This is a genomic window from Pseudomonas gregormendelii (assembly GCF_017114825.1).
In the GTDB taxonomy this organism is placed as follows: Bacteria; Pseudomonadota; Gammaproteobacteria; order Pseudomonadales; family Pseudomonadaceae; genus Aquipseudomonas; species Aquipseudomonas gregormendelii.
In genome coordinates this window covers 1-3,879 of sequence record NZ_JADEVO010000081.1, presented here as the reverse complement: position 1 = coordinate 3,879, position 3,879 = coordinate 1, and the positions used below count along the sequence as shown (strand labels likewise).

General features: G+C 52.3%; 5 protein-coding genes and 1 pseudogene. 3 read left to right on the top strand and 3 right to left on the bottom strand.

Annotated elements, in window-relative coordinates; translation table 11 throughout:
* On the top strand, positions 1-187 hold a 187-nt coding region (locus IMW75_RS26555), incomplete at its 5' end, for a hypothetical protein (RefSeq protein ID WP_205894288.1).
* A gap of 23 nt (positions 188-210) precedes the next feature.
* Here the strand turns inward: IMW75_RS26555 and IMW75_RS26550 are convergent.
* Positions 211-522 carry a cupin domain-containing protein gene (locus tag IMW75_RS26550; RefSeq protein WP_205894287.1) on the bottom strand — a complete coding sequence of 104 codons (312 nt, stop codon included), beginning with the start codon at positions 520-522 and terminating at the stop codon, positions 211-213.
* Positions 523-1,471: 949 nt separating this feature from the next.
* Positions 1,472-1,678 (bottom strand): hypothetical protein, encoded by a 207-nt coding sequence (locus IMW75_RS26545; protein ID WP_205894286.1) that lies wholly within the window; start codon positions 1,676-1,678, stop codon positions 1,472-1,474.
* Between the two features lie 144 nt (positions 1,679-1,822).
* On the opposite strand from IMW75_RS26545, the gene IMW75_RS26540 reads away from it, so the two are divergent.
* Both IMW75_RS26540 and umuC read left to right on the top strand, forming a co-directional pair.
* Positions 1,823-2,248 carry a LexA family protein gene (locus tag IMW75_RS26540; protein ID WP_205894285.1) on the top strand — a complete coding sequence of 142 codons (426 nt, stop codon included), beginning with the start codon at positions 1,823-1,825 and terminating at the stop codon, positions 2,246-2,248.
* Positions 2,241-3,518: pseudogene (umuC, locus tag IMW75_RS26535) on the top strand (translesion error-prone DNA polymerase V subunit UmuC). The gene IMW75_RS26540 and the pseudogene umuC overlap by 8 nt, the downstream one beginning before the upstream one ends.
* A gap of 53 nt (positions 3,519-3,571) precedes the next feature.
* Here umuC and IMW75_RS26530 read toward each other — a convergent pair.
* The coding region (locus tag IMW75_RS26530; protein ID WP_205894284.1) for a hypothetical protein at positions 3,572-3,879 on the bottom strand (308 nt) is incomplete at its 5' end.

Here is a 3,879-nt window from a genome sequence, read left to right as displayed (position 1 = left end):
GGCTGAGGCCCTGGATATGACCGATTTGAATGGCGGCGCGTTCTTCGACGCTGAGTTCGTGATAGGACATGGGGCAGCACCGTACCGGAAAGGTCAGGTGTTGCACTCAGTTTTTGCCGCCGCCAGGTTATTTCACCCATTGACGATGGGCTGTATGGATCTTAAACGGTCTGTGAACCAGCTGTAATGACGAGCGATATCCTACTCAGCTCAAACGCTACCCTCACGTTCGATAACCAGAATCCGTGCTTCTCCACGAGGGTGTGCAACATGTTCACAGCCGATCCCTGCGAAAAACACGTCCCCTACCACCAGTGTCACGATGTGCTCGATGCCTGACTCTCGATAATGCATATCTACAGTGCCGTCGAGGACTGCGAAAACTTCCTCCCCATCATTGACATGCCATTTGTATGGTTGATCGGTCCAGTGAAGGCGGACGGTGGTTCCATCCATGTTAGCTATGTCGTAAGCACCCCAAGCGCGAGTGGCGGTGTAGTCTTTGCTACGAATAACTCTCATTGATCGCGGTTCTCAAATAAATAGTGAATGTCTTGCAATTTACCAGAACCATTGACAGTCGAGTGCTGGCCTAAAAGCAGGCTTGAACCGACAGCCGCTGTTGGCCGTTTTCTGACCTTCGCGAGAGGCTGACTTGGGAGCAGTCCATGACTCCCGCGGGCCAGCATTTTTCCCGTAGCAGTTCACTGGGGAAACAGGTTGTTAATGGCAGTGATGTTGAGCCGTGTTGACATCAACTCATTGAAATTCACGGTCAACGGGTGACATAGCTTCCCACTGAAAATCGATGCTGTGCTCGGGAGTTTCGGCTAAGAGTGTAGCGAGGTCGAGTTTTGCCCTGGGCACACCCTGCCGAGATTTTATAGGCATAGGGATCTCAGGGGGGGTGGAGCTACCGCTTACTGTAGGGTGATGCTTTTTTCGACGTGCCATTGTAGATCTCCAAAGTCCAAAAGCAGTTTAGCCCGAGGAAGATTTCCCTGTTGCCGGCTGCGCCGAAAGGGGACCATCGGGGGCGTGGTCGTCGATTGAAGCTGCGACGGGCGATTACCAGCGGGTGGTAATTCGTCGTTCGTCGCTCGCGTTAGGTAGGGGTCGATTTGCGGGCTGTCCGCCTGAGGAAAGGGGGCAAAAATTTGTGTAACTCGTAGGTCGCTTTTCTCACGAAATGGATCTTCCGCCAGATGCGCCTGAGTGCAGTGATCATCATGGCTTCAAAATGGGCGAAGCAAACAACGCGGTCGCCGCGAATAAAAATTGTAGTTTCCTGCGTAAACAGAATAACCCGCTATGCTGGAGTTTGCTTCAAATCGGCTGTCCAATGAAATGCTCTAGTTTTGTGAACTCCTCGTTTTATCCCTTTTTGCCCGCGCGTTTCTCGCGGGTTTTTTATTGGTTTTTTTCGCTTGGTCATCGCTCCTAGCGTCTTTTTTGCCGACCGCACGAGCGTTCAATCATTCATCAAGTCCGCGATTCCGCGGGTGATGTGCGCCAAGTTCAAATCCAAGGTAACCAAGGTGCTGCGCACATTCTCGGCAACTGTCGCGTGTCCAAGTTTGTCTACGCACAGGGCAAGCTCCTCAACGGCCGCGGCGATCGCGATTTGGTTTTCATTCAAGCGATAAAGCAGGGAAGGGATCAGGTCGTTGGTTGGCATGAGCTTCGTCCTCCTAGAAGACGAAAAGCTTAGCACCGAGCACGACAATCCTCCGCTTGTCGAAAACTCCCACACAAAAAATTGACCGCAAAGCTGCTTCAACGTTTACTGTGCATAAATACAGTACTTGTATAAGGCATTGCCATGAGCTTTACCATCGTGGGTCCTATAGCTGAAGGCGGAATTCAGGTTCCAAAATGCTCCTTTCGTGTGCCGGCCGGCTTCCCATCACCGGCTGCGGATCACATCGAACAACATATCTCCTTGGATGAGATTTTGAATATCCGGGCTCCACACGTTTATTTAGTGTCGATTGCCGGGGACAGCATGCAAGGTGTTGGTATTTTCGATGCTGATTTGGCGATCGTCGATCGTGCCCTAGAGGCCGGTCACAACGACATTGTGGTGGCATTGTTGAACAACGAACCCATATGCAAGCGACTATGCATACGCGGTAATCAAATGATCCTCCTATCAGAGAACCCCAAATACCCACCCCGATACGTACTTGAGGGGGACGAGCTTTCCATATGGGGCGTTATTACGAGCAGTGTGCGCAGCCATGTCTAAGCCGGTAGCGGTGTTTGCGCTGATCGACTGCAATTCGTTTTACGCGAGTTGCGAACGGGTGTTTCGACCTGATCTGGCACGTGTGCCTATCGTCGTCTTGAGCAATAACGACGGTTGCGTGATTGCCCGTAGCTATGACGCTAAATCCTTCGTGAAAATGGGCGAGCCGTACTTTCAGATCAAGAACAAACTCAAGCAGCACGGGATCGTTCCCTTCTCCTCGAACTACGCGTTGTATGGCGACATGAGTGAACGTGTTATGTCCCTGATCGAAACCATGGTGCCGGTTGTGGAGGTATATAGCATCGACGAGGCCTTCGCTGATTTAGCGGGAATCGCAAACCCGTAATCTCTCGGGCGTCAAATTCGCAGCCAGGTTCTGCGCTGCACGGGCATACCGGTGGGAGTCGGAATTGCTCACACCAAAACCCTGGCAAAACTCGCGAACCACACTTCGAAACGGCTTCAAGCGGCAACGGGTGGGGTCGTTGATATCTGTGATCCATTCAAACGCGATTGGGTGCTGCGCAATACCGATGTGTCCGAGGTATGGGGTGTCGGTCGGCGCATGAAAATACATTTGGATGCATTGGGCATCAAAACGGCGATGGACTTGGCTAAGGCTGATCCATCGATGCTTCGGAACAAATTCAGTGTGGTGGTTGAGAAGACAGCTAGGGAGTTGGCCGGCACGCCTTGTCTTGAGTTGGACGAACCAGATCCCCCGAAGCAGGAGATTTGTTGCAGCCGAATGTTTGGGAAACGCCTCACGGAGTTGCCGCCGATTAAAGAAGCGGTGGCGATGTACATGATGCGCGCTTCGGAAAAGCTTCGTGCCCAGGGATCAGTCTGCAAGAAGATCCGCGTCAGCATTCGCACGGGTATGTTCAATCCGGAGGAAGCGAAATTCGCTAATGGTGTGGTAGTGGATTTGCCGTATCCAACTGACGATGTCCGGCTGTTGACCAAGGCAGCAGTGGACGCGGTGGAACGTGTGTTTCGTCCTGGATTCAAATTCAGTAAGGCGGAATTCATGCTGCTCAATCTTTGCCAGCCAGGACAATACACTGACGATTTGTTCGCTGTATCACAGCCCGCCGAAGCCACGAGGATAATGGCCGTGCTGGACCAGATTAATGGGCGGTGGGGGAGGGGAACGTTGCGTACCGCCAGTGTGCCGAGCAACCCAGATTGGGGCATGCGGCGGGAGATGATGAGTCAGAGTTTCACTACGCGAATCGACGAGTTATGGACGGTGCATTGTAAGTAGGAAAGGGAGACTTTCACCAAATCATCGTTTTAATAAAAATCGTACCATTTGTCTTACTTCGGCCCGGCCATGCACTCTGCTGTGCTAGAGAACAGTGTCCCGGCTTGTTGAGCGAGCTTGAGCCACTCAGTGTTAGTCATCAGGCCTTCGCGCTCCATGTCGTCAGCAGACCTCAGCAATCTGTAGTATCTGTCCTCATCGTCGATGCGGTTTGCGGACAGAGTAAAGAGCTGTTTGTAGTGGTCTAATGAAACCGGACACCCATTTAGGCGAGAATGCTCGCCAGATCGAGGTGTCAGATGACCAAACAACGCCGTTCCTTTTCCGCTGAATTCAAGCGCGAGGCTGCCGACCTTGTGCT